The following is a 25534-nucleotide window of genomic DNA, read 5'->3' as shown; positions in this document are numbered from 1 at the left end:
TCGGTCGCCGCCATGCACACCAGCCCCACCGTTTCGCCTGACAACATATCGCAGCCGCCACAGTTTCAGCGTTTGCATACCGATGGCGGCGTCTCTTATGTCGAGGCGGGTTCTGGCGAGCCGTTGGTCCTGATCCACGGCGTGGGTATGCGGTTGGAGGCATGGGCTCCGCAGATTGGGATTTTTGCGAAGACGCACCGCGTGATCGCGGTTGATATGCCCGGCCATGGCGAAAGCGAAAGACTGCCTGACGGAAGCACACTTGAAGACTTCGTTGTTTGGTTTGGCCGGTTTCTGGACGAGATGAAAATCGAGAAAGCCAACGTTGCCGGTCACTCCATGGGCGCGTTGATCGCCGGAGGTGCTGCCGCCACGCTCAGTCAGCGCATCAAGCGGGTTGCCTACCTCAACGGTGTCTATCGACGGGACCCGGAAGCGAAAGCTGCTGTCATGGCGCGGGCTGCATCGATCGGCACTGTTGGTATTGATCGCGAAGGGCCGCTGAAGCGCTGGTTTGGCGACGATGCCGAGAGCTTGCATGCGCGTGAACTCACGCGCAACTGGTTAAGCCAGGTTGATCCGCAAGGTTACGGCGTTGCCTATACCGCCTTTGCGGGCGGCGACGAGACTTATGCAGACCATTGGCGCGATGTTCGCTGCCCGGCGCTGTTTTTGACCGGCTCTCACGATCCGAATTCGACACCAGACATGGCGCATCAGATGGCGGAGATAACGCCGAATGGTTGGGCGAAGATCGTGGAGGGGCATCGGCATATGGTCAATCTGACTGCACCCCATGCCGTGAATGGCCTGCTTGCAGAGTGGCTTGAAACAGAGGAGCCGAAATGATGCCGGATACCATTGATCCCCGCGCATTGAGAGATGCTTTCGGCGCTTTTCCAACCGGCGTTACGGTTGTTACCACCCGAAATTCGNATGGCAAGCCGATCGGTTTTACGGCCAACTCGTTCACGTCGGTCTCGCTAGATCCGCCGATGCTGCTCGTCTGTCTTGCACGCACCTCCCGCAATTTCGCAGTTATGACAAATACGAAAACTTTCGCCGTCAACATTCTCTCTGAAACGCAGAAGGATGTTTCCAACACCTTCGCCCGGCCTGTCGAGGATCGTTTCGCGGCGGTGTCGTGGAGCGATGGCCCCAAAGGTTGCCCTGTTTNCGATGATGTGGCGGCGTGGTTCGAGTGCACGATGGAAAACGTGCTGGAAGCGGGCGACCACGTCATTCTTCTTGGGCAGATTACAGCCTTCACCAACAGTGGCCGCAACGGTTTGGGTTATGCACGCGGGGGCTATTTCACGCCGCAACTGGCGGGCAAGGCAGTTTCAGCGGCAAGCGAGGGCGCATTGGAAATTAGTGCCGTTCTCGAAAGCGATGGCGACGTATTATTGCTAGGCACCGAAACACTGTCACTGCCAACCTGCCACAGCACGNATGGTGATCCGACGCTCGTGCTGGCCGCCTATCTCAAAGAACTAACGGGTCTCAGCATCACAATCGGCTTTCTATATTCCGTTTTTGAAGACAAGGCCGAACGTCGCCAGCATATTGTCTACCGTGCTTTTGCTTCCGAAGGCGTACCGAACGAAGGACGGTTCTTTTCGCCCTCCAGCCTGTCGGGCCTGACATTCAACACGGCCGCCACGGCCGATATCGTCAATCGTTTCGCGATGGAAAGTTCGCTGGGTAACTTCGGGGTCTATGTCGGCAACGAAACGGTTGGACGCGTTCACTCCATCAACATGAAGGGCGTCTAACCGTGAAATTTNCCCTTTTCGTCCATATGGAACGCCTTGATCCAAGCCAAAACCACAAGGCTCTCTACGAAGAATTCGTGGCGCTTTGCGAAATTGCCGATAAGGGCGGCATGCATGCCATCTGGACCGGCGAGCATCACGGCATGGACTTTACCATTGCTCCAAATCCATTCGTCACGATTGCCGATCTGGCGCGTCGTACGAAGAATGTCAGGCTCGGTACAGGCACTGTGATCGCGCCCTTCTGGCACCCGATCAAGCTGGCTGGCGAAGCCGCCATGACCGACATCATCTGCGATGGCAGGCTGGATATCGGTATTGCGCGTGGTGCCTATTCCTTTGAATATGAGCGCTTGTCGCCGGGTCTGGATGCCTGGGGCGCTGGCCAGCGCATGCGTGAACTGATCCCCGCCGTCAAAGGCATATGGGATGGCGACTATGCCCATGACGGCGAGTTCTTCAAGTTTCCGGCCACGACTTCCGCACCAAAGCCCCTGCAGGAGCCTTACCCACCAATTTGGGTTGCAGCGCGTGATCCTAACTCCCATGAATTTGCCATCGCCAATGGCTGCAATGTGCAGGTGACGCCGCTGTGGCAGGGTGACGATGAAGTCACTACGCTGATGTCACGTTTCAACGACGCCTGCGCCGCGCATCCCGACATCAAACGTCCAAAGATCATGCTGTTGCGGCACACATATGTGGGTTCGGATGAGGAAGACATTGCGCTCGCGGCCCATGAATTGAGCGTCTATTACAATTACTTCTTCGCCTGGTTTAAAAACGAAAAGCCTGTCACCCAGGGTCTGATCGAGCGCATTCCAGATGACGTGATCGCCGCAAACGAGATGATATCCGCAAACTCGATGCGCCAGAACAATGTCGTCGGCAATGCCGATGATGTCATTGCGCGTTTGAAGACCTATGAGGCCATGGGTTACGACGAATATTCCTTCTGGATCGACACCGGCATGAGCTTTGAGCGAAAGAAAGCATCGCTTGAGCGCTTCATGGCTGAGGTCATGCCAGCGTTCGCGGAGTAGACCATGCAGCACTTCCAGTATTACATCGATGGACAGTTTCTCGAAGGCGAGGCACGCTTCGATAGTCTTGACCCTTCGACGGGAAAGCCATGGGCAACAATGCCGGAGGCCCGCGAAGCAGATGTCGACCGCGCCGTTTCTGCCGCATACACTGCGCTTTACGACGGCCCCTGGCCTAAACTTACCGCCACGCAACGCGGCAAGCTGCTGTATAAGCTGGCTGATCTGGTGGCTGCCAATGCGCAGAAACTGGCAGAGCTGGAAACACGCGACACCGGAAAAATCATCCGCGAGACCTCGGCCCAGATCGCTTACGTGGCTGATTATTATCGTTATTATGCGGGCCTTGCTGACAAGATCGAAGGCTCCTATCTGCCGATCGACAAGCCGGACATGGATGTCTGGCTGCGGCGCGAACCGGTGGGTGTGGTCGCCATGGTCGTGCCATGGAACAGCCAGTTGTTTCTGTCGGCGGTCAAAATTGGTCCGGCACTGGCAGCCGGTTGCACCATGGTGGTCAAGGCGTCCGAGGATGGCCCGGCACCGCTTCTGGAACTGGCGCGGCTCATTCATGAGGCAGGGTTTCCTGCGGGTGTCGTCAACATTCTGAACGGCTTTGGCCCATCTTGCGGTTCGGCGCTTGGGCGTCATCCGAAGGTCGCGCATGTTGCCTTCACTGGTGGCCCGGAAACGGCGCGCCATGTGGTGCGCAACTCAGCTGAAANCCTCGCCTCGACCTCGCTGGAACTGGGTGGCAAATCGCCCTTCATCGTCTTTGCCGATGCCGATCTTGAAAGTGCGGCCAATGCGCAAGTTGCCGGTATTTTCGCGGCGACCGGGCAAAGCTGCGTTGCCGGTTCGCGATTGATCGTCGAGAGAAGCATCAAGGACCGTTTTGTCGCTTTGCTGAAGCAAANGGCTGAGGCCATCCGTATTGGTGCCCCACTGGATATGGCGACCGAAGTTGGGCCTCTTGCCACAAGTCGTCAGCGCAAAGGCATCATTGATCTCGTTGCTCGCTCGCTCGACGCCGGTGCTGTTCTTGTGACAGGGGGCAAAGCGCTCGATGGTGATGGGTTTTATTACCAACCGACGATCCTCGATTGTGACGGCGTTGCTTCGCCATCGCTGGTCAACGAGTTTTTTGGCCCGGTTCTTTCGGTGGTGTCCTTCGAGACGGAGCAAGAAGCTCTGCGCCTTGCCAACGATACAGTTTTTGGTCTCGCATCCGGCATCTTCACGCAGAACCTGACCCGTGCGCATCGTCTGATGAAGGGTATTCGCGCTGGTGTCGTCTGGGTCAACACCTACCGCGCCGTTTCTCCCATTGCGCCGTTCGGCGGGTTTGGCCTGTCTGGACACGGGCGCGAAGGCGGTATGGCGGCGGTTATGGATTATACCCGCACCAAAACCATCTGGCTGCGGACGTCGGATGATCCAATCCCNGATCCCTTCGTGATGCGGTGACCCCGATGTTTNATGAAATCCGCACCTACAGACCGAAGAACGGGGCAATACCCGCCTATTTTGAGGTTCTAGAATTCGCGATTTGATCGAGGTCGGGGAAANCAAGATCATGAAACCAGCCCGTTTTTCTCCCTTTGGAGGCAGCGCGCCAAAGGCATAAGCATAAAAACAAGCAACGCATAAAAAGCTCTATTAAAACAAGGAGTACGGGAACATGAAANTCACATTCGCATTAGCGGCTTTTACCGCAACGGTGTCCGCATCGGCACCGGTTTTCGCCGCTGATATCGTCTTTTCCAGCTGGGNCGGAACGACGCAGGATGCGCAGAAGTCCGCTTGGGCCGATAAATTCACCGAAAAANCCGGCATCAAGGTGCTGCAGGACGGACCGACGGATTATGGCAAGATCAAAGCCATGGTGGAAGCCAAAGGCGTGACCTGGGATGTGGTCGATGTCGAGGGCGATTATGCCGCCCAGGCAGGAAAAGGCGGCATGCTCGAAAAGCTCGACTTCTCCGTCATCGACAAATCCAAGCTCGATCCACGCTTCGTCACAGATTATTCCGTCGGCAGCTTCTATTATTCCTTCGTCATCGGGTGCAACGCCGATGCAGTCGATACTTGCCCCAAGACGTGGGCGGACCTGTTCGATACGGCAAANTTCCCCGGCAAGCGGACATTCTACAAGTGGTCGGCCCCTGGCGTTATCGAAGCCGCGCTTCTGGCGGATGGCGTTCCCGCTGACAAGCTCTATCCGCTTGATCTTGACCGCGCATTCAAGAAGCTCGACACCATCAAGTTGGATATCGTCTGGTGGTCCGGCGGCGCGCAGTCGCAGCAGCTTCTGGCATCCGCTGAAGCCCCATTNGGCAGTGTCTGGAACGGGCGTATGACGGCACTCAAGAGCAGCGGCGTCAACGCCGAGACATCCTGGGAGCAAAACATCACCGCAGCGGATTCGCTCGTTGTACCGAAAGGCGCCAAGAACAAGGATGCAGCCATGCAATTCATCGCGCTGGCCACATCCGCACAGGCGCAGGCCGATATGGCCACGGCCACCGGTTACGCTCCGATCAATGTGGACGCTGCCAAGCTGATGGACCCGGAGGTTGCCAAGACGCTGCCTGATCAACAGAAGGCAAGTCAGGTCAATGCCGATATGAAATACTGGGCCGATAACCGCGACGCCATTGGCGAGCGCTGGTACGCATGGCAGGCCAAATAAGATTGGCTTTGTGAAATGCTGCAGCCGGCTAAGTGACGGTTGCAGCATCGCATCTCGTTCCTGCGATCCTTTCAGAGCCTGAGGGAAAAATTTCATGTCATCATCGACAGAGCCTTCAACGATGAATGCGCCTGCGCAATATAGGAGGCCGAGCGGCATGCGATGGACGTTGCCTGCGCTCGTCTTCCTCATGCTGTTCTTCGTCGTGCCTGTTGTCGCCCTGTTGCTGCGCAGTGTCACAGAGCCACAGCTTGGTCTCTCGAATTATGTCGCGCTGCTGGGATCGTCCACTTACCTTAAAATCTTCGTCAACACCTTCCTCGTGTCGGCGGTGGTGACATTCATATCGTTGCTCATCGGCTTTCCGGTGGCGTGGGCGCTGGCAATCATGCCCAGCAGGCTCGCCTCGGTCATTTTTGCCATTTNACTTTTATCGATGTGGACCAACCTTCTGGCCCGTACCTATGCGTGGATGGTCCTGCTGCAGCGAACGGGTCTTATCAACAAGATGTTGATCGGCATGGGGTTGATCGACAAGCCCTTGGCTTTGGTCAATAATCTGGTCGGTGTCACCATCGGCATGACCTACATCATGCTGCCCTTCATCATTCTACCGCTTTACGGCGTCATCCGCAAAATCGATCCGGCGATCTTGCAGGCCGCCGCCCTTTGCGGGGCGACACGCGGCCAGGCCTTGGTGCGGGTGCTTTTCCCGCTGACAATACCCGGAATGGCCGCAGGCGCATTGATGGTTTTCGTCATGTCGCTGGGCTATTTCGTCACGCCCGCTTTGCTTGGTGGCACGTCCAACATGATGCTGGCGGAACTCATCGCGCAATTCGTGCAGTCCCTGGTCAACTGGGGCATGGGTGGCGCGGCGGCACTGGTGCTGCTGGTGGTAACGCTCGCGCTCTACGCTGTGCAGCTTCGCTTCTTCGGTGATCAACGCTCGGGAGATCGCTGATGCTTCTGAATTTCTCACGGCTCGGCTGGTGGAAATATGCGTTGCTCGGCGTAACGCTGCTCACAGCAGCATTTCTGTTGCTCCCTATCCTGTTCATTGCGGCCTTATCGTTCGGTTCCTCGCAATGGCTGATCTTTCCGCCGCCGGGTTGGACGCTGAAATGGTATGCCAATTTCTTCGCCGATCCGCGTTGGCTCGAGTCCGCTTGGACCAGCTTCAAGATCGCCGCCATGGTCACAGTCCTGTCAGTGCTGCTCGGCCTCGTCACCTCCTTCGGTCTTGTGCGTGGCAAGTTCATGTTCCGAGAGGCGTTGAGAGCTTTGTTCCTCACGCCTATGATCCTGCCGGTCGTGGTGCTGGCCGTCGCTCTCTACGCATTCTTTCTGCAGATCGGCCTTAACGGCACGACGCTCGGGTTCCTCATATCGCATCTTGTTCTAGCACTGCCATTCTCCATTCTGTCGATCACCAAGGCGCTTGAGGGTTTCGATAAGTCGATCGAAGATGCGGCCGTTCTGTGCGGTGCCTCGCCGCTTGAAGCAAAGATCAGGGTCACGCTTCCCTCGATCAGCCATGGTTTCTTTTCGGCAGCGATCTTCTCGTTTCTGACCTCGTGGGATGAGGTCGTGGTGGCGATCTTTATGTCCAGTCCGACGCTGCAAACCTTGCCGGTCAAGGTCTGGTCGACGCTGCGGCAGGACCTGACCCCCGTCNTGGCGGCTGCCTCCACACTTCTTATTCTTCTCACCGTAATTTTGATGGCGCTGTTTGCGCTTGTGCGCAAGGGACTGAAATCATGACGAGACCGTTCCTGGAGATCAAAGGAATCAAGAAGCAGTACGGGCCCGTCACGGCCGTACAGAACGTCGATTTACAGGTCGAGCGTGGCGAGTTCCTGACCTTTCTCGGACCTTCCGGATCCGGCAAGAGCACCACGCTGTATATTCTGGCAGGCTTTGAAGACCCAACGGCCGGCGACATTTTACTGGACGGCAAGTCCCTCCTGTCCACGCCCTCGCACAAGCGCAACATCGGTATGGTGTTTCAACGCTACACCCTGTTTCCGCATCTCTCCGTCGGTGAAAATATTGCTTTCCCTTTGAAAGTCCGCCGTCTGCCGAAAGCTACGATCGATGCCAAGGTCAAGGAAATGCTGCGGCTGGTGCGGCTGGAAGGTTTCGAGGATCGCAAACCGGCCCAAATGTCCGGCGGACAGCAGCAGCGCGTCGCACTTGCGCGCGCTCTGGCTTACGATCCGCCCGTTTTGTTGATGGACGAACCGCTTTCTGCGCTCGACAAAAAACTGCGCGAGGAAATTCAGTATGAGATACGCCGCATTCACCAGCAGACCGAGGTCACAATTCTGTATGTGACTCATGACCAGGAGGAAGCCCTGCGCCTCTCCGATCGGATCGCCGTATTCTCGAAAGGTGTGATTGATCAGATCGGTACAGGGTCGCAACTCTACGCCAATCCTCGCACACGCTTCGTTGCAGAGTTTATCGGAGATAGCGATTTCATCGCCTGCGATCTTTTGTCAGCGTCTGATGGGCAGGCGACGGTCTCACTTGGAGATGGCATGGTATTCGATAACATCCCNGTGCACGNTGATGCCGTTTCGGGTAGCAGGGCATCTTTGATGCTGCGGCCGGAACGCATTCGCCTTTCAANGGATAACGAGCAAACAACCGGCATCGCGGCCACGGTCAGTGATATCACGTTTCTCGGCAGCAACATCCATGTCATGACCGAAACGACATCAGGTAAAAAATTGGCTGTCCGACTACCATTCGGAAATGAAGCCATTTCAGGTCTCAGTCGTGGAGATCACATTCGCCTAAATTTCGATCCTCAGGCCGCACGTTTGTTTTGTGAGGTTTAGAACTGCTGATCATTCTCTCATATGTGTGGGTTGATAGCGAACCGCGACTTGCAGTGTGCCCGAAGCCAACCGGCACATGGGGGTGTTGCGTCTAGCCGATTGCAAATTTGTATTAAACCTACGTCAGTGGCGGTCAGTGTTCTCGAGGNAGCGGTTGTAGATTACATAACCACGTTTGCGTACCAGTGATCGTCTGAAANTGGGCAATCTGTACTCTGTTCAGCGCCCGAACGTGATCTACGACATTCTTTGACAGCGGCAGGCCGCAATCGCGGATTGCGACCTCAAGGACGTGACTCAGGATTGCGCCCCCATTTCTCGGCTTCGAGCTTGCTATCGAGTGATTTGCAACGCGGCTTCATTCCACGGAGGCGAACCTGCCCTTGCCAGCGTCTTTNGATTTCTGATTGTGCCATCTGGATCTCCAATAGATATTGGAGCTCACGCGAGGGATACCAAGGATTACTCCGGCGCTTTTAGACTCGAGAGGCTTGCACCAACTATGTCTATCGATGTCGCACAGAGTTGTGCAGCGCCTATCTTCATGGCTTCGCAAATGTAATAAGACAATTCCGAACCAATGGAGCGCAGCTTGTGATCAGGGATACTAAGGAACAGAGCATTGTCGATGGCTTATCCCAGCGACACGGCGTCAGCCAAGGCGTCATCGAACATCTCACAATGGCGTTGATTGCAGGCCATACCAATCAGGCACAGTTCAATCACCCCGAACTTGGTGGAATGGGGCAATGGTCGAGCGGCGGCATGATCATGGTCGGCGACATGTTCAACAATGGCCTGAAGCACCGGGTTGATATGGTCTGCTCCGAGATAGCCGATTACATAAGGTCGGGCAAACTGTCCGGCCCGAAAATAGATCGGTCTCATCAGTCCCAGAGCCAGGGAGACGGTAGCAGCTTTTTCTACCAGTCAAGTTCGCACAGCAGTTCTTGGCCACAACATCTCGGACAGGCTTCGTCGACTGGTGCCCAGAACAATCTTCGTTACGCGTTCTTTCCCGCAAGCCGTCGGCTGGCCATCGATGTAAACGGACAGATCACCGTTTACGATACTAAGGACCACAACATTGGCGGCTTTTCCCAACAGCAGAGCGGCGACCAGTCACTAACCTTTACATCTCAGCACGGTCTCGTCCGTGTGGCTGATCTCGATATAATAACCACAGCCGACAGCCCTGAGACGCCGCAAGACACGCAGAGACCGGTTCCCATTCAGGTTCAACCGATACCAGTTCCGTCTATGACGCCTCCAAGCATGAGTGTTGTCTCCGGTCCGACAGCTTTTGATCAAGACGATATCATCAGCAAGATTGAACGGCTCGCAGGTCTGCGCTCGAAAGGTATAATTTCGGACGAAGAATTTGCAGCGAAAAAGACAGAACTACTTGATCGGTTGTAAAGGTAGCGGCGAAGAAAGTGCATGATACAGATATTAAGAGGAAANCCGGCTCATAGGAGGAAGTGCCGGGGGATGACTAATAACCTCTGTATGATGAAGCCTTGTCACCCAAGGTTCACGATGGCGGAGAGGGTGGGATTTGAACCCACGATACCCTTGCAGGTATGCCGCATTTCGAGTGCGGTGCATTCGACCACTCTGCCACCTCTCCGCGGGCACGAACTGTGAGGATCGTGCGGGCGTTCTCATAACCAGCAATCCTTTGGTTTGCAAGGGTTAAATGTCTGATGAGGTAGTGCTTGCACAAGTTTNCGATTTNCTCGATGCGACATCCATGCTGGCACCTGGGTGCTTTTTCACACGGGTAATCAAATCGGAACAAAATTTACAGTTCCGCTGTTTGCGGTTTACGAATAACCGGCGGGACCGAGCGTGGCGGCTGCGAATAATGACATGAACAGGCGGTTCTGGTCTGTGGAGCGCGGATTGTCTGCCGTTGTTGGAACGGCCATTCATGACGGCCACGCCACTCGTGACGACGTGCTACCGCTCATGGCTCTGTCAGATGAAGAGAGATTGCGGGAAGAAGACCCTTTCACGGCGGAAATGATTGCGGGCCTCGCTAATCAGATCGTGGTGCATCAATCTCGCTTCGAGATCGATCTTAATCGTGCAAGGAATCAAGCGATTTATCTTGTGCCCGAACAATCGTGGGGACTGGACGTTTGGATCAAGCGTCCGCCCGAGCCGGTGCTACATGGTTCGCTTGCTTTNCACGATGATTATTATGCGATGTTGCGGCAAATGCTGGCGGCGATCGAACAACGCCATGGCGCCTTTATTGTTTTGGATGTGCACAGCTATAACCACAGACGAGGCGGTGCCGACGCTTCACCGACGGAACAACACAAGGCTCCGGATATCAACATTGGGACATCATCAATGGACAGAGGCCGTTGGGCGGATGTCGTTGATACCGTTATCGATCACTTCAGTCATGCAAGCATTGGAGGTCGGCGGTTGGACGTGCGCGAGAATGTGGCGTTTCAGGGCAAGGGAGAGCAGACCCGGTTCATCCATGAGCATTTCCCTAAAAACGGCTGTGCGATAGCCATCGAGTTCAAAAAANTCTTCATGGATGAGTGGACGGGGCAACCGGACACAAAAGTCATTCAGGATATCCGCGATTCGATTACGGCGTTGGAGCCGGTGCTGGAAGAATTGCTGAGGACCCGACAATGACAGCGTCTGATGCTAGAAAGCCTTCAATTCTGTTTGATGTATTGGAAGATATTAAGGATTGTTTGGCGGAGGGCAAAGCAATCCGCCAGGATATAGGGGCTGATGGCCGCCTTCATGTGGATCGTTCACTGCCATTCCTTTGCCTGCATTTGACCAACGGTTCTAAAAAGCTGGCTGCCCGAGATATTGCTTCAGCTCATGCTTCCTATCTCATCGCGTCCAACATTTCGGAAGCTGTGCCAATCCTGAAGGTGGTCGGTTCGGAGATGCAAAANCGCTTCGGGACCTTTATCGTGCTCGATGTTGGAGAGCTTGAGCATGATGTTCTTCTTGCTGACGATTCTCCGTTTCTGCCGCATTACGAAGTTGCTGTTTCGGCAACCTCGGAACCCGCGACGCAGGACGCAAAACGGGTATTTATCAAAGCAATTTGCGATGCGGACATCAGGTTCCGCACACCGCGCATTACCCGTCCTGATGAAACTGATGATCATGTTGCCAAACTGAAAGCAGCAGGGCTAGAGTTCCCATGCATCAGCGTGCGTTTCGCGCCGATCTACCGTCAACCTGAATCTGGGGCGGACTATCCAGGCCTTCGCGAAACGATGATCGCCGATCTGTTCGATGCTGGATTGCGTGCCTTTTCGGCGTTCTCAAGTCAGTCCGATGCGTTCAAAATTACGTCTCACCGTGCGCTCGGTCGAAAAGCATTCGTGGATGCTGTGCGTCGTGCCGATCGTTCGATAGACGAGATTGCAGCCTCGTTCGACTTTTTGTTGTCCGTTACGCCGATAAATGCACGAAAAGCCTTTGCTGAATTCAATGAAGGCAATTCGCAATATGCACCACATTTCCTTTATCGACCGCTTGGCGTCGATGTTGAGGAGCAGAAGCGGAAGCTTTATTCCGTTGCCTTCGATCATCTTGAAGATCCGGTTCTCTATCATCTTTACCGTGAAAANCAGCAGGAGATCGACCTTCAACTGACGATGCTGGCGCATCTGCATCTGCGCCAGTTCACGGACTTCAGCCGTGCCTTGTATGGCTCGGTGGAGCCACCGCTGATATCGCTTGCAGAAGATGTCTTGGCCCGCTGCACCCGTCACGATGAAGCTGGTGAAATCGCCATGGTGGATTGTTACGAGGTGACGAAGAAGGCGCGGGAAATGGTGGATGCCTACCGCGAAGAAAATCCCGAATTCAAGGCGCGGGTCGAAATTAGAGACGACCTTCCACCAGGTTTGATGGTGACGGGTGAAAAGCTATTGGTATCCCGCCACACTGTTATGGAACGTAGACGCCTCGATGCGCTTTTGCATCACGAGATAGGCGTCCATTTGCTGACATATTTCAATGGCTCCGCGCAGGGTCTTCGTCTCTTTCGCACTGGCCTTTCTGGCTACGAAGGTGTTCAGGAAGGTCTGGCGGTGCTGGCAGAGCATCTTTCCGGCGGCATGACGAGAGACAGGTTGCGTCTTATCGCAGCCCGTGTGGTTGGCTGTGCCGCCATGCTGGACGGAGCGAGTTTCGTCGATACGTTTCGTATAATGACGCACAAACACGGTTTTGAGGACGCCAATGCGTTCAATATGGTGCTGCGCATATACAGGGGCGGAGGGTTATCCAAGGATGCGATCTATCTTCGCGGCCTTGTCGAGATTCAAAGTCATTTAAGAAAAGGTGGTGCGCTCGATCCGTTCTGGATGGGCAAAATTTCTGCGGCACATTTCCCTGTCATGCAGGAGCTTGCGCTTCGCGGCCTTCTTCACCCCCCTGGGATACGCCCAGCATTTCTTTCGCCAGCGAAGGCAAGTGAGCGGCTGGAAAAAATAAGATCAGGTTTATCGATAGCAGAAATGGCAACGTTATAAGGGAGGGACGCATGCGTCTTGCATTTTTCGTCAATTCAATCGAGGGCGAGCAACCGACCTTTGCGACGGGGTTGCTGGCAATGGCCGCACTGAATCGCGGTCATGAGGTGGTCTATCTTACTCCGGGGGATTTCACACTAAGGCAAGATGACAGTCTTGTGGTTCATGGCTTGGTATTGCCACGCCAGAAGTACAAGAAGATCGAGAATTTCCATGCGGTCTTGCAGGATAAGAAAGCCGAGCGGAAAACGATGGATGTCGAAGATATCGACGCGCTGATGCTGCGCAATGATCCTTCGCTGGATCAAACTGCACGGCCATGGGCTGTTCACTCGGGGATATTGTTCGGTCGCCTTGCAGAACAGCGCGGCGTTGTCGTCTTGAACGATCCGGAAGGTCTGGCTCTGGCGCAAAACAAGCTATATTTCCAGGGTTTTCCCGAAATCGTTCGTCCAACGACGTTGATCTCGCGCAATGTCGAGGAGATCAGAGCTTTCGCAGATGGTCACCCCAAGGGCGTCATCGTCAAGCCTTTGCAGGGATCTGGCGGAAAGAACGTCTTTAAAATCAGTTCCAGCAAGGAAGCCAATCTCAACCAGATTTTTGAGGCCATCAGCGTAGAGGGCTACCTCATCGCCCAGGCTTATCTCCCTGCTGCGAAAGGCGGTGACATCCGCTTTTTCATGATGAACGGTGAGCCATTGATGCGCGACGGTAGTTATGCTGCGCTTCGTCGCGTTCCGGCAGAGGGAGATTTGCGCTCCAATATTCATGCCAGTGGTACAGCGGAGGCAGTTGAGGTTTCTGACGAGGTGCTAGCACTAGCGGAGATGATGCGCCCCAAGCTTGTCGAGGACGGCATGTTTCTCGTCGGTCTGGACATCGTCGGCGATAAAATTTTGGAAGTGAACGTCTTTTCACCTGGTGGTTTGGCCCACATTCGTGATCTTACAAAGGTAGATTTCACTGAGACGGTGATTGAGGCTATCGAGAAGAAAGTTGCTATGCAGCAGGCCTCAGCGGGCGTTCTGAACAACCGACTGTTGGCGACCCTTTGAGCTGCCAACGCAGTCTGCCTCCAAGAATGGGAAGACCTGATGACCGTTGCGATCATTCTATTGGCGGCTGGGATGTCCAGCCGCACCGGCAAGGATGGCTTTCACAAGCTCCTTGCAGAGTTTGACGGGGTGCCGCTTCTGCGCCGAATGGTGACGGCTGCGGTAGACAGTGAGGCCATATCTGTCACGGTCGTCTTGGGGCACGGGCATGCAGAGCAGCGCAACATCTTGTCCGGCATTGAAGTCCAGATGGTTGTAAATCCAGACTTTGCTTTGGGGATGGCAAGTTCAATCGGGGTAGGCTTTGTCGCAACCGAGGCTCAAGATGCTGACGGGATTATGGTGATGTTGGCGGACATGCCCGATATCACGACTGAGCATTTGGATCGGATGATCAAGGCGTTCCAAGACGCCGGTGCGATTTCAATCGTGCGGGCCGTGTCCGATGGGAAACCTGGAAACCCTGTTATCTTGCCACGTTCGTTGCGAGATGCTGTTTTGGAAGTGCAGGGAGATGTCGGAGCACGCCACTTGATCAAGTCCTCTACCTTGCCCGTCATAAATATTGAAATTGGACGCGCTGCCGAACTTGATGTCGATACGCTGGAAGAGGTGGCAGCGGCGGGTGGCGTGTTTGTCAGCGCGTCAACCACTTGACAGGGACCGAACGCGGGCACCAGACCGCATCGTGCTGATGATCTCTGCCAGAATGGAAACGGCAATTTCGGCGGGGCTTGCTGCACCGATATTAAGTCCGATTGGTCCGTGAATGAGCGCAAGCTGAGCCTCATCGATGCCCTGATCTTGCAAGCGCTGCAGACGCGCTTGATGGGATTTTCGACTGCCGAGCGCACCGACATAAAAGCACCGCGATCGCAAAGCTTCAGTCAAGGGGAAATCGTCTATCTTCGGATCATGCGTCAGAGCAACAAGCGCGGTATGCGGGTCCAGCGGCCTGATTTGCAAAACGTCTTCGGGCCAATCCGCGATCAGATCGGCATTCGCAAAACGTTCTGCTGTCGCGAATGCCGTGCGTGGATCGATGATGGTGACGTCGAAGCCAGCGAGTTTTGCCATGGGCAGAAGTGCCTGACTGATATGAACGGCACCGATGATGAGGATGCGCGGCCGGGGGAGATATACGTTGATGAAGTACGTGATATCTTCGATTGTGACGTTGCCGGACTTTCCAGAATGAAGCGCGGCGGCGATCGCTTCGCCGAGATCGCCGTGAACTGAAGTTTTGTCTGAAACGACAATGCTGATGCCGCTTTGAATATCGGTAACCAGCGCTACCGGTACCCGTGCGAGACGGAAATGGTTTAGTTTCTCGAGGCTCGCAGTATCCATTACTGAAGTCTTTCGACGTAGATGCGAATGCGACCACCGCATGACAGGCCCACAGACCACGCCGTTGCGTCTGCCACGCCAAATTCAAGCATCTGTGGCACACCGTTTTCGATGACATCGATTGCGGCAGAGAGAACCGCACCTTCAACGCATCCTCCTGAAACAGAGCCTTCGAAGTGACCATCCGAGTCTATGACCAGATGGCTGCCAACGGGCCTCGGTGCCGATCCCCAAGTCTCGATAACCGTTGCGACAGCGACCTTGCGGCCACTTTTTTTCCAGTGCTCAGCGCGGCTCAAGGGATCATTCGTTTGATCGTGACCGGTCGTTTTCAAACTCATCTCCATTTCTCGATTGCGGCAGGTTTTTACTGGCAGCGCCGATTGCGTTCACTCCGGATTTGGCGCGCTTTTCTGCGGGCTCAATTTTTTACTTCCGAAGAGGTTGAAGCGATTGGGGTCAAGGCGTTCCTGTCGGTATTTTAACGTCACATCGTCGAATGTGATCTCCAACTCGCGTCCGCTCGCCAGCACACCCTCTAAGTCCCGGAGAGGGGTGTTCGTTCCGACCAAAAGATGAATGAGGTTTGCGGCGCGCGCGCCAAGAACCTGTCGCGAAAGCAGCGATCCGAAATTCAGCTTCACTCTAAAGCTGCTCCACACACCCGGTTCAATGCCGCGTATCTGAATGAAAAGAGAAGGAGTATGGCCTGTTTCCGAATATTCGAGCATGGAACTACACTCCCACTCGCCATTGTTCGTCTCGGTAAATACAGGCCTGCTGGATGCGGATAAGTCGGCAATACTGCTACATTGAAAAGCGGCAAACTTAGGTGTCAAGCTAAGAGTTGCCTGCGACTGGACGTAGTCCCCCCNTGCTTCACGGCCCAGGATGTCAACGTTCGTGCCGGGTTGGGCCACGACGCCAACAAGAAATAATGAAAAANTATAGGAGGTGAGCATGCTGTTCGAAGGCCATCCGTGCGGATGCAGAGTGTACTCTGTTGGGCGGGATGCACAAGACGACATGCCACTCTCAACACACAAGAATTTATGTAGCCGGACCGCGTATCCTGAGAGCGCAGTGAATACTAGACTATCAACTTTTCGTTCGTCACGGCACTTTTCCCCGTTCACATGGTTAGCTTGGCACCTCAACCACACAAGTGGAGCCAAATATGCACGATAGTGGCCAGCTGGAACTTTCTAGACGAAATTTACTTATCACCTCGGTTGCAACAATCGCAGCCACAGGTGCCGCTAGCAGCGCGGCAGCGCAGTCCCNNGGGAGCCAAATGACGTATACCTCAAAAATTGAACTCACCGTGAACGGTGAAAACCACCACCTTGAGATAGACAATCGCACCACCTTGCTCGACGCATTGCGCGAACATCTCCACCTCACAGGCACGAAAAAGGGCTGTGATCATGGCCAGTGCGGTGCCTGTACGGTTATGGTGGATGGGCGCCGCATCAATTCTTGTCTGTCTCTTGCTGTCATGCACGATGGTGACGACGTCACGACCATTGAGGGTCTAGGCCAGCCCGGCAAACTTCATCCTATGCAGGCGGCTTTCGTCAAACATGACGGATTTCAGTGCGGTTATTGCACGCCGGGACAAATCTGTTCGTCCGTGGCCGTGCTCGAAGAGATCAAAGCCAACATCCCAAGCCACGTTACCAAAGATCTCAATTCTCACGCACAACTCACGGCAACAGAAGTCCGTGAACGTATGAGCGGTAACCTCTGTCGATGCGGAGCCTATTCCAACATTCTCGATGCCATTTCCGAAGTCGGGGGNATCAGAGCATGAAGGCCTTCACTTATGAACGTGCATCATCGGTTGAAGCCGCAGCCAGCACCGCAGCAACGAATGCACAGGCGAAATTTATCGCTGGCGGCACCAATCTACTGGACCTTATGAAACTCGAGATCGAGACGCCGACACATCTGATTGACGTCAACGGCTTAGGCCTGGACACAATCGAAGCCACGTCCGATGGCGGCTTGCGTATCGGTGCAATGGTAAGAAATACGGACCTTGCCGCGCACACTACTGTGCGGAAAGATTACGGTCTGCTGTCCCGCGCCCTTGTCGCTGGCGCTTCCGGCCAGCTTCGCAATAAGGCAACGACGGCTGGAAATCTTTTGCAACGCACGCGCTGTCCATACTTTNACGACACCAATCAACCCTGCAACAAGCGACAACCTGGCAGTGGCTGCTCTGCAATTGGCGGGTTCAGCAGACAACATGCTATTGTCGGCGTTAGTGAAACCTGCATAGCCACCCATCCAAGCGATATGGCAATTGCCATGCGTGCGCTCGACGCCACGGTTGAGACAGTAAAGTCAGATGCGAAGCGTCGATCGATACCTATTGCCGATTTCTATCGCCTACCCGGCGACACCCCTCATATCGAAACCGTTCTCGAACCCGGTGAGTTTATCACTGCGGTTGTTCTTCCCCCACCCGTTGGTGGAAAGCAAATCTACCGAAAGGTGAGGGATAGAGCTTCCTATGCGTTTGCGTTGATTTCGGTTGGTGCGATTATTCAGCCTGATGGCACCGGCCATGTTGCAGTGGGTGGTGTTGCGCACAAGCCATGGCGTGTTGAAGCGGCAGAAGCGGACCTTCCAAAAGGCGCGCGTGCTGCAGCAAATGGCATTCTCGCAGATGCCCATCCGACGGAACAGAACCGGTTCAAGGTCGCACTTGTCGAGCGTACGCTCGGTGCCGTCCTTTCAGAAGCAAGGGGTTGAACGATGAAGTTCGATAAGCCAGCCACCACCAACCCCATCGATCGTCTCAAAGTCGTTGGCAAGCCCATTCACCGCATCGACGGTGAACTCAAGACGACGGGCCGCGCAATCTATGCATATGAATGGCACGACCCGGATAACAAATATGCTTACGGTTATCCGATCGGTTCTGCGATTGCCAAAGGCAAGATCAAGTCCATGGACGTATCCACCGCCAAGGCGGCACCCGGCGTTCTCGGTGTCATCACGACTCTGGATGCGGGCAAGCTCGAAAAAGGCGAGTATAATACCGCCAACTTGTTCGGTGGTGATGAAATCCAGCATTACCATCAGGCTATCGCTCTTGTGATCGCTGAGACGTTCGAGCAGGCACGTGCTGCGTCTTCTCTCGTCAGGGTCGAATACACGGAAGAAAAAGGTGTTTTCGATTTGGCGGCAGAGAAGGGATCGGCGGAAAAACCGGACGAATCCCAAAAGCCTGACAGCTCTGCGGGAGATTTCGACAGCGCGTTCCGTGCGGCTCCAGTCACCTTGGACCAGACCTACACCACGCCGGATCAGTCACACGCGATGATGGAGCCGCATGCTTCCATCGCTGCGTGGAACGGAGACGAGGTGACGGTATGGACGTCCAGCCAGATGATCGACTGGTGGCGCTCCGACCTTGCGACAACCCTTGGTGTCGATAAGGATAAGATCCACCTTATGTCGCCATTCATCGGCGGGGGATTTGGCGGTAAGCTGTTTCTTCGTGTCGATGCGGTGCTTGCCGCGCTTGGCGCGAAGCAGGTTCACCGTCCGGTCAAGGTAGCACTGCCTCGTCCGCTGATGATCAACAATACGACGCACCGGCCAGCCACCATCCAGCGTATTCGTATTGGCTGTGGCAAGGACGGCAAGATCACCGCAATTGCGCATGAAAGCTGGTCTGGCAATCTTCCGGATGGAGCGCCGGAAACCGCCGTCAACCAGACACGCCTGCTATATGCGGGTGCCAACCGCATGACTGCTATGCGTCTGGCAAAACTGGACTTGCCCGAAGGTAACGCGATGCGTGCTCCCGGCGAAGCTCCAGGTTTGATGGCACTTGAGATTGCCGTGGACGAGATGGCAGAAAAGCTCGGTATCGACCCCATCGAATTCCGTATCCTCAATGATACCCAAGTCGATCCCGAAANTCGTGATCGCCCCTTTNCCCATCGTGATCTCATTGGCTGTCTCAAACTGGGCGCAGAACGTTTCGGCTGGAGCAACCGGCCGAAGGTTGCTTCCAAACGCGAAGGCAACTGGCTCATCGGCATGGGGGTTGGCGCAGCGTTCCGTGACAACCTCGTGCTTCCATCGGCTGCACGCGTCGTTCTTGGCAAGGATGGCATTATCACGGTGCAGACGGATATGACGGACATTGGCACGGGAAGCTATACGATCATTGCGCAAACCGCCGCCGAAATGATGGGCGTGACCGTCGACAAGGTCGCCGTTGAACTTGGCGATTCCCGTTTCCCGATCTCTGCGGGGTCGGGCGGGCAGTTTGGAGCAAACTCTTCCACGTCGGGTGTTTATGCCGCTTGCGTCAAACTCCGGGAAGCAATTGCCCAAAAAGTCGGGTTCAATTCCGAAGACGCCGTTTTCGAGGATGGTGTGGTCAAGTCAGGAAACCGAAGCGTTCCTCTGGCCGAAGCCGCGGGTGCAGATGGTCTGGTCGGTGAAGACAAGATGGAGTGGGGCGATCTCGCCAAGACCCATCAGCAATCCACCTTCGGCGCGCATTTNGTAGAGGTGGGTGTCGATATCGCGACTGGCGAAACGCGCATCCGCCGAATGTTGGCGGTCTGCGCGGCAGGGCGAATCCTCAACCCCATTACCGCGCGAAGCCAAGTTATCGGTGCGATGACCATGGGGGCCGGTGGCGCGCTGTCAGAAGAGTTGGCGGTGGATAAAAAACGGGGCTTCTTCGTCAATCACGATCTCGCAGGCTATGAGGTGCCCGTTCATGCCGATATTCCACACCAGGACGTCATCTTTCTGGACGAGACCGATCCGATGTCGTCGCCCATGAAGTCCAAGGGTGTCGGTGAGCTTGGCCTATGTGGTGTCTCTGCCGCTATTGCGAATGCTATCTACAACGCCTCCGGCGTCCGTGTGCGAGACTACCCGATAACGCTGGACAAGCTGATTAGCGGGTTACCGGAAGTCGCCTGACATCAATTCGTTCACAACCGGTCTGCTCGTTTGGTGTTCAGCGAGCAGACCCGGGATCAAGGCAAAATGTACCATCGGCATTTTCCCGATTGCGGTTACGGTTCCCTAACCATGCAAAGAACTCTCAGGGAACGATTTATGTATGATTCAATTATTATCGCGTAGAACAATTTCAAGAAGAACCGTGAAATGGCTTGGGCATGATGCCTTAACACTGTCAGGTTGCGTTTACCCCGGAGTGGGTTCCAAGCCATCGACACCGCTGCATTGAAAATGACCCGAACCCGAACTTGTGTGCCGCGAACGTACGAGTGCGTGGTCATGGATTTNACTATGCATAACGAGATAGCACGCCTTTCAAGCCTTAAGAGTTTGCGGTTGCTCGATACACTCCCAAGTGAAAATTTTGATCGGATCACACGGCTTGCAGCCGACATTTTTGGACTTCCGATTGCGGCGGTGTCGCTGACCGATGTCAACCGGCAGTGGTTCAAGTCCAAGGTCGGTGTCGATCATAACGAAATTCCCCGAGAAAAGGCGCCTTGCGCTAATGTCGCGGAGACGAAAAAACCATTCGTCATCCGCGATTTTCAGCAGGATGACTGTTATGTCGACAGTACCCTCGGCTGTGCCGGCATCCGGTTTTACGCGGGTGCTCCTTTGGTGACGGCGGATGGTTATGCGTTGGGTGCGCTCTGCGTGCTGGGAACGGAACCGCGCGACGTCACCGATAAAGAAATGGCAACATTGTGCGATCTTGCCGCAATGGTCATGGACCAGGTGGAATTGACGCACGCACTCGGACGCATCGAACCTTGCAGCGGCCTTCCCAACCGTTTCCAGCTCATGAATGATCTTACTGATTCCGCTTTGCGTGCTGATGTCGGCGAACGCATCATCAGCTTGCTGGATCTCGCGCAGACAGAGCAATTTGAGCGACTGTCACGGGTCCTCGGCCCATCACATTTCGATACTGTCATCCATGCCGTTTCCAGTCTTTTGACAGAGCATGTCGGACCCAACGCTACGCCCTATCATGTAGGGCCAACGCAGTTTGCGTTCTTTGCCCCTGACAATTCGGATGTCGAAAGCTATATGATTTTGCTCAAGGGTTTGCTGTGCGAAATCGAAGGCGACAGCGATACTCAAATTTCGATGACGCCAGCGATAGGCATGGTCTCCTACGATCCGCAAACGATGTTGCCGGAAGATATCCTCAGATCCCTGCAAAGTGCGGTTCAGGACGCGCGCGAAAGTTCAGCGAAAATCGAGCTGTTTTCCCCGGCGATGGATTTGCGTCACAGACGCAATTTCAGAATCCTGCAGGATTTTCGCTCGGCACTGGCCGCGTCGGATCAATTATCGTTGGTATTCCAACCTCGTTTGGATGTCGCAACCGGTGAAATCCGCAGCGCGGAAGCCCTGCTGCGATGGGACCATCCCGTCTTGGGTCCAATCTCGCCGGTCGAATTCATTCCCGTTGTTGAGGCGTCTGCTTTCGCCCGCGAATTGACCGATTGGGTCATGCACAAAGCGATATCGCACATTTCGGTATGGGGTAAGAGAGGTCTGCGCTTCAAGCTTTCTCTCAACCTCTTGGCCCTCAATCTGGAGGAAGGCGACTTTTTCGAGAGACTGATGTCAAAGCTTGTACTGTTTGATGTCGAGCCTAACCAGATCGAACTGGAACTGACGGAAACGGTGATGATGAAAGAGACCGAAGGTGCATTTGGTCTCCTCAATCAGTTGAAGACGGCGGGCGTGCAACTCGCCATCGATGATTTCGGAACCGGCTACAGCAGCCTTGCCTATCTGCAGAAACTACCGGCAGACGTTGTCAAGATCGACCGTTCCTTCGTGGCCGAGATGGAAANCGGAAATCGTGAGCGCGTGCTTGTGCGCTCGATGATCGATCTTTCCCACAGCCTGGGGTACCGCGTTGTCGCCGAGGGCGTGGAGACCCAGGAGGCTGCAAACCTGCTGGAGGTATTAGGATGTGACGAAATCCAGGGTTATTGGCTATCGCGCCCCGTCCGAAGTGAAGCACTGTTGGATTGGTTGATCGCGCGCCAGCGTCCTGTGGTTCTATTGGCCGGATAAATCTCCGTTTGATGCAATTTGTTGTTTCGCGAAGTCTCTTGGATTGACCCCTAAGAAAGGGCGATGAAATGAAACATGTTTTNGAGCGGATGGTCAGCGGCACGCACAGGCTTGACGACGAACTTCTGATGATCCTTGATGCATTGCCTATACCGCTGTCGTGGGCCTCGCTGCCCGATGGTGATATACGGTTCGTCAATCGCGCCTTCACAAGGACGTTCGGCTATCAGAATGGCCGCTTTGCTACCGTGGATGACTGGATCGACGAGACCTATATCGACGAAGCAGAACGCAAGCAGGCGCGGCAGCGTTGGGAGCAGCTCAGGAGTCCCGAAGGCAGTGGAATAACGGAAATCGAGCCGTTCGAGATAAAGGTCAGGCATGATGACGGCGAGACCGTGCCTGTGCTTCACAGGGGAATTGTCCTGCATGATTTNCAATTGTGCATCGCAACGTTCGAAANCCTGTCGTCACAAAAGCTTGCCGAAAACGCACTCCGTTGCATCGCCTATGAAGACCCGTTGACGGGACTAGCCAACAGACGCGTTCTTCAGGAAAAATGGGATGCAGAGGTGGCGAAAAANGATACGCGGCGTCCACCCGTCATGGCCGCGCTTTTAATGATAGATCTCGATAACTTCAAACCTGTGAATGATTACTTTGGTCATGCCGCCGGTGATGAGATACTGAAAAANGTAGCGACCCGGCTTCGCCAATCCGTTCGTNACGACGATACTGTGGTGAGAATGGGCGGAGACGAGTTCGCCATTCTGCTCACCGACCTAGAAGATCAGACCGCTGCCGAGAAGATATGTCAGAGAATATCGGATGCGTTCACCGCGCCTTTCATGGTTCACGGTCAGACGATCAAGGTGGGTGCAACGGTAGGTGCCAGCCTATACCCGCATCATGCGGAAGATCTGGAGATGCTGCTACACGCGGCAGATCAGGCGCTCTATCGCATGAAACGCAACGACAAAGACAACTGGGCCTGGTTCGACCGCTCGCTAGAGGTCGCAAACGACCCGCAGCTTGTGTCCAGTGTCATGTGAGGAGGGGTTGGCGGTTTCCCTGACGTAAATCAACCACCAGTTTTAATAGTTGAAGGATGATCGTCTGAAAGGGACCAGATATAGATCCCGGCATCCATGTCATCGTGGGCGGAGTGCTCCCCATGTGTCAATTTTAACTCCTCTCGCCGTTCTTTGATCTGTACCATTATCGAGGTTCCTGACCGCATAAGAGTTTTCATTGTATTTTCGTTTCACTTGGTTTGTAGCAATTTGCGTTAAGCGCCTATCGGATGAATAATTGGGCGGGGTCTTTGTCGATAAGATATTGCATCCCCGAATATATTCGATATTTAAGGGGCATCACCACGGACCCGGTGAGATTCCGGGTGGCTCTTCTGGCCGCCGATCCGCCAGACAACGCAATAACTGCATGCCTTTTCAANTGATCGCTTTNAAAAGCGCATTCGCATGCCTTGCGGGACTTCATCATATGCAATTTAATTCTATTCGCCGGGATTGGTCCGCCAACCCAACTCGAGAAATGCTCGCCGGAGCGGTCGCAACATTCGCGCTGATACCGGAAGTCATCGCCTTTTCTTTCGTCGCAGGTGTCGATCCACAGGTCGGTCTGTTCGCCTCCTTTATCATTGGCATTGTCATCGCTTTCACGGGCGGTCGCCCTGCGATGATCTCGGCTGCTGCCGGTTCCGTCGCGCTTGTCGCTGCCCCGCTGGTTCACGCGCACGGGCTGGCGTATCTGTTCGCTGCGGGTTTGCTTGCTGGCATACTGCAAATCCTGTTCGGACTGCTCCGTCTCGGGGTTCTGATGCGTTTTGTTTCAAAGTCCGTCCGGACAGGTTTCGTCAATGCCTTGGCGATCCTTATTTTNGGGGCTCAGCTTCCACATATCATTGGCGGCGATTGGCTGGCCTACGGCATGCTGGCTGCCGGGCTCGTCATCATCTATGTCCTCCCTTTGCTGACCAAGGCTATCCCTTCACCCTTGATCTGCATTCTTGTTCTGACGGCCGCATCCATATCGCTGCAACTCCCGGTCATGACAATCGCAGATCTGGGAAAGCTGCCGGATAGCCTTCCGATCTTCGGTTGGCCGGCCGTACCGCTGACCTTGGAAACGCTTAAAATCATTGCGGGACCAGCGCTTGCCATCGCAATGGTCGGCCTGCTCGAATCCATGATGACGGCGAGCGTGGTTGACGATCTCACGGGAACACCCAGCTCCAAGAACCGGGAATGTACCGGTCTCGGTATCGCCAATACTGCCGCAAGCCTGTTTGGAGGAATCGCCGGTTGCGGCATGATTGGCCAGACGGTTAGCAACGTCAAATATGGCGGTCGCGGTCGCTTTTCGACCCTTTTTGCGGGCGCCTTCCTTCTCGTTCTGATGGTTCTCTTGAAACCCTGGGTTTCGCAGGTTCCTGTGGCAGCGCTGGTTGCTATCATGGTTATGGTGTCAATCGATACGTTCGACTGGTCATCCCTAAAAACACTCGTCATTCATCCCAAGATGTCGAGCGTTGTCATGCTTGTCACAGTTCTCGTCACCGTATTGAGCGCCAATCTTGCTCTCGGTGTTGCGGTCGGCGTCCTTCTCAGCGGCGTGTTCTTCACCTTCAAGGTTGCTCGCTTATTGCAGGTCAAGATGGAAAGAAACGACGATACGCGGTGTTTGACGTACCGGGTTTCGGGACAGGTATTCTTCGCATCGGCAGATGTTTTCGTGGAGGCCTTTGATATTGAAGAGGCTAACGGCATGAACGTCCTGATCGACGTGACGCAAGCCCATTTCTGGGACATCACCGCCGTTGCCGCGCTCGACAAGGTGGTCGATCGTTTCAACGCGCACGACATCCCGGTGACAGTAATTGGTGTCAATGATGCCAGCGCGACTTTGATTGGTAGCCTCAATGGCGGGATCAACCTTAAGGATATTTGAGGGTGTTTTCCACCAAAAAGACACCGGAATTTTTCATCTGAAATAGTCATGCAATCTTTCTGCCGCCACCGCCCGAAAAGCGGTGGCGGCACTGTTTCGTTCGCAAGCAAATGGGCAATTCTGTATCGTCGACCCGTGGCTGGAGCTAAGAGGGCGTCGGACGTGCTTCCGTCTATCTGTCTGTGAATGCTGAATTTATCGGCACT

At 54.7% G+C, this 25534-nt stretch carries 22 protein-coding genes, 1 tRNA gene and 1 other annotated feature; of the genes, 19 read left to right on the top strand and 4 right to left on the bottom strand.

What is annotated here, in order from left to right:
• The first annotated feature begins 12 nt into the window (after positions 1-12).
• The 9 genes from CUC55_RS06060 (at position 13) to CUC55_RS06020 (ending at position 9775) form a co-directional block, all read left to right on the top strand.
• On the top strand, positions 13-849 hold the full coding sequence (locus CUC55_RS06060) for an alpha/beta fold hydrolase (protein ID WP_082760315.1): 837 nt from the start codon (positions 13-15) through the stop codon (positions 847-849).
• On the top strand, positions 846-1775 hold the full coding sequence (locus tag CUC55_RS06055) for a flavin reductase family protein (RefSeq protein ID WP_103087270.1): 930 nt from the start codon (positions 846-848) through the stop codon (positions 1773-1775). The genes CUC55_RS06060 and CUC55_RS06055 overlap by 4 nt, the downstream gene beginning before the upstream one ends.
• A gap of 2 nt (positions 1776-1777) precedes the next feature.
• On the top strand, positions 1778-2818 hold the full coding sequence (locus tag CUC55_RS06050) for an LLM class flavin-dependent oxidoreductase (RefSeq protein WP_103087269.1): 1041 nt from the start codon (positions 1778-1780) through the stop codon (positions 2816-2818).
• A 3-nt stretch (positions 2819-2821) separates the two neighbouring features.
• Entirely contained in the window at positions 2822-4285 is a 1464-nt protein-coding gene (locus tag CUC55_RS06045; protein ID WP_103087268.1) for an aldehyde dehydrogenase, read from the top strand.
• 214 nt (positions 4286-4499) lie between these two features.
• Positions 4500-5510, top strand: coding sequence for an ABC transporter substrate-binding protein (locus CUC55_RS06040; RefSeq protein ID WP_103087267.1), 1011 nt, complete (start codon positions 4500-4502; stop codon positions 5508-5510).
• A 94-nt stretch (positions 5511-5604) separates the two neighbouring features.
• Positions 5605-6474: an ABC transporter permease gene (locus CUC55_RS06035; protein WP_103087266.1), complete on the top strand. Its 870-nt coding sequence runs from the start codon at positions 5605-5607 to the stop codon at positions 6472-6474.
• On the top strand, positions 6474-7274 hold the full coding sequence (locus CUC55_RS06030; RefSeq protein ID WP_103087265.1) for an ABC transporter permease: 801 nt from the start codon (positions 6474-6476) through the stop codon (positions 7272-7274). Before CUC55_RS06035 ends, CUC55_RS06030 begins: the two co-directional genes overlap by 1 nt.
• The gene (locus tag CUC55_RS06025; RefSeq protein ID WP_103087264.1) at positions 7271-8356 is read left to right on the top strand and encodes an ABC transporter ATP-binding protein; all 1086 of its coding nucleotides are present in this window, start codon (positions 7271-7273) and stop codon (positions 8354-8356) included. Before CUC55_RS06030 ends, CUC55_RS06025 begins: the two co-directional genes overlap by 4 nt.
• Positions 8357-8950: 594 nt before the next feature.
• Positions 8951-9775: an SHOCT domain-containing protein gene (locus tag CUC55_RS06020; RefSeq protein WP_245304018.1), complete on the top strand. Its 825-nt coding sequence runs from the start codon at positions 8951-8953 to the stop codon at positions 9773-9775.
• A gap of 121 nt (positions 9776-9896) precedes the next feature.
• On the opposite strand, the gene CUC55_RS06015 is transcribed toward CUC55_RS06020, so the two are convergent.
• Positions 9897-9986: transfer RNA gene (locus CUC55_RS06015), tRNA-Ser, on the bottom strand.
• Between the two features lie 242 nt (positions 9987-10228).
• Here CUC55_RS06015 and CUC55_RS06010 point away from each other — a divergent pair.
• The 4 genes from CUC55_RS06010 to CUC55_RS05995 all read left to right on the top strand — a co-directional run bounded on the left by CUC55_RS06010 (position 10229) and on the right by CUC55_RS05995 (position 14603).
• A complete protein-coding gene (locus CUC55_RS06010) occupies positions 10229-11017 on the top strand; it encodes an N-formylglutamate amidohydrolase (protein WP_103087263.1) in 789 nt (262 codons plus the stop codon).
• Positions 11014-12888 carry a flavohemoglobin expression-modulating QEGLA motif protein gene (locus CUC55_RS06005; protein WP_103087262.1) on the top strand — a complete coding sequence of 625 codons (1875 nt, stop codon included), beginning with the start codon at positions 11014-11016 and terminating at the stop codon, positions 12886-12888. The genes CUC55_RS06010 and CUC55_RS06005 overlap by 4 nt, the downstream gene beginning before the upstream one ends.
• 11 nt (positions 12889-12899) lie before the next feature.
• Entirely contained in the window at positions 12900-13946 is a 1047-nt protein-coding gene (locus tag CUC55_RS06000) for a glutathione synthase (protein WP_067652321.1), read from the top strand.
• Between the two features lie 39 nt (positions 13947-13985).
• A complete protein-coding gene (locus tag CUC55_RS05995; protein ID WP_067652319.1) occupies positions 13986-14603 on the top strand; it encodes a nucleotidyltransferase family protein in 618 nt (205 codons plus the stop codon).
• On the opposite strand, the gene CUC55_RS05990 is transcribed toward CUC55_RS05995, so the two are convergent.
• Genes CUC55_RS05990 through CUC55_RS23160 form a run of 3 tightly spaced genes read right to left on the bottom strand, consistent with a single transcriptional unit; the run spans position 14592 to position 16258 of the window.
• The gene (locus CUC55_RS05990) at positions 14592-15296 is read right to left on the bottom strand and encodes an XdhC family protein (protein WP_067652317.1); all 705 of its coding nucleotides are present in this window, start codon (positions 15294-15296) and stop codon (positions 14592-14594) included. The two genes, CUC55_RS05995 and CUC55_RS05990, sit on opposite strands and share 12 nt — an antisense overlap.
• Positions 15296-15637, bottom strand: a complete 342-nt coding sequence (locus CUC55_RS05985; RefSeq protein ID WP_425352230.1) for an XdhC family protein — start codon at positions 15635-15637, stop codon at positions 15296-15298. Before CUC55_RS05985 ends, CUC55_RS05990 begins: the two co-directional genes overlap by 1 nt.
• A 48-nt stretch (positions 15638-15685) precedes the next feature.
• Entirely contained in the window at positions 15686-16258 is a 573-nt protein-coding gene (locus CUC55_RS23160) for a DUF6030 family protein (protein ID WP_103087261.1), read from the bottom strand.
• A gap of 215 nt (positions 16259-16473) precedes the next feature.
• Between CUC55_RS23160 and paoA the strand changes: the two genes are divergently transcribed.
• The 6 genes from paoA (at position 16474) to CUC55_RS05950 (ending at position 25328) form a co-directional block, all read left to right on the top strand.
• Positions 16474-17109 carry an aldehyde dehydrogenase iron-sulfur subunit PaoA gene (paoA, locus tag CUC55_RS05975; protein ID WP_103087260.1) on the top strand — a complete coding sequence of 212 codons (636 nt, stop codon included), beginning with the start codon at positions 16474-16476 and terminating at the stop codon, positions 17107-17109.
• Positions 17106-18056 (top strand): FAD binding domain-containing protein, encoded by a 951-nt coding sequence (locus tag CUC55_RS05970; RefSeq protein WP_103087259.1) that lies wholly within the window; start codon positions 17106-17108, stop codon positions 18054-18056. Before paoA ends, CUC55_RS05970 begins: the two co-directional genes overlap by 4 nt.
• 3 nt (positions 18057-18059) lie before the next feature.
• On the top strand, positions 18060-20258 hold the full coding sequence (gene paoC / locus CUC55_RS05965; protein WP_103087258.1) for an aldehyde oxidoreductase molybdenum-binding subunit PaoC: 2199 nt from the start codon (positions 18060-18062) through the stop codon (positions 20256-20258).
• A 273-nt stretch (positions 20259-20531) separates the two neighbouring features.
• Positions 20532-22358 (top strand): sensor domain-containing phosphodiesterase, encoded by a 1827-nt coding sequence (locus CUC55_RS05960; protein WP_425352753.1) that lies wholly within the window; start codon positions 20532-20534, stop codon positions 22356-22358.
• A 68-nt stretch (positions 22359-22426) separates the two neighbouring features.
• Complete coding sequence (locus CUC55_RS05955) at positions 22427-23410, top strand: GGDEF domain-containing protein (protein WP_103087256.1); 984 nt, start codon at positions 22427-22429, stop codon at positions 23408-23410.
• A 325-nt stretch (positions 23411-23735) separates the two neighbouring features.
• Positions 23736-23791: a sequence feature (sul1 is cis-regulatory element that is thought to sense ions involved in sulfur or methionine metabolism; They are found in Alphaproteobacteria), on the top strand.
• Positions 23792-23861: 70 nt separating this feature from the next.
• Positions 23862-25328 carry a SulP family inorganic anion transporter gene (locus CUC55_RS05950; protein WP_103087255.1) on the top strand — a complete coding sequence of 489 codons (1467 nt, stop codon included), beginning with the start codon at positions 23862-23864 and terminating at the stop codon, positions 25326-25328.
• The last annotated feature ends 206 nt before the right edge of the window (positions 25329-25534 follow it).

Source organism: Agrobacterium bohemicum, from assembly GCF_002896715.1.
GTDB classification, from domain to species: Bacteria; Pseudomonadota; Alphaproteobacteria; order Rhizobiales; family Rhizobiaceae; genus Agrobacterium; species Agrobacterium bohemicum.
This window is presented reverse-complemented; position numbering and strand designations above follow the sequence as displayed.

Bases quoted from the DNA above. Each gene is read 5' to 3' on its own strand.
- CUC55_RS06060 (WP_082760315.1), top strand. From the start codon at position 13: ATGCACACCAGCCCCACCGTTTCGCCTGACAACATATCGCAGCCGCCA.
- CUC55_RS06000 (WP_067652321.1), top strand. From the start codon at position 12,900: ATGCGTCTTGCATTTTTCGTCAATTCAATCGAGGGCGAGCAACCGACC.
- CUC55_RS05995 (WP_067652319.1), top strand. From the start codon at position 13,986: ATGACCGTTGCGATCATTCTATTGGCGGCTGGGATGTCCAGCCGCACC.
- CUC55_RS05990 (WP_067652317.1), bottom strand. From the start codon at position 15,296: ATGGATACTGCGAGCCTCGAGAAACTAAACCATTTCCGTCTCGCACGG.
- CUC55_RS05985 (WP_425352230.1), bottom strand. From the start codon at position 15,637: ATGAGTTTGAAAACGACCGGTCACGATCAAACGAATGATCCCTTGAGC.